This window comes from Pseudomonas sp. I2 (genome assembly GCF_040984075.1).
GTDB classification, from domain to species: domain Bacteria; phylum Pseudomonadota; class Gammaproteobacteria; order Pseudomonadales; family Pseudomonadaceae; genus Aquipseudomonas; species Aquipseudomonas guariconensis_B.
The window spans coordinates 1-400 of sequence record NZ_JBCGFQ010000211.1; the positions used below are offsets into that span (position 1 = coordinate 1).

General features: G+C 50.2%; 1 protein-coding gene. It reads right to left on the reverse strand.

Going from position 1 to position 400, the window contains the following annotated elements; translation table 11 throughout:
* On the reverse strand, positions 1-400 hold a 400-nt coding region (locus WCE05_RS26295; RefSeq protein WP_368816880.1), incomplete at both ends, for a lyase family protein.

The following is a 400-nucleotide window of genomic DNA, read 5'->3' on the forward strand; positions in this document are numbered from 1 at the left end:
GACCGAGGGTCATCGGTACTGCGTCCTGCAGCTGGGTACGACCCATTTTCAGGATGTCCTGGAATTCGACAGCTTTACGTTCAAAGCCTTCACGCAGTTGGTTAATCGCATCTACCAGCTTAATCAGGGAAGAGTAAACTGCGATACGGAAACCGGTCGGGTAGGCGTCGTTAGTGGACTGACATTTGTTAACATGGTCGTTCGGGTTCAGGTACTGATATTCACCTTTTTGGTGACCCATCAGTTCCAGACCGATATTGGCCAGCACTTCGTTGGTGTTCATGTTTACGGAAGTACCTGCGCCGCCCTGGTAGACGTCTACCGGGAACTGATCCATGCATTTTCCGTTGTTCAGGACTTCATCACATGCGGCAATGATGGCATTCGCTACACTTTTAGG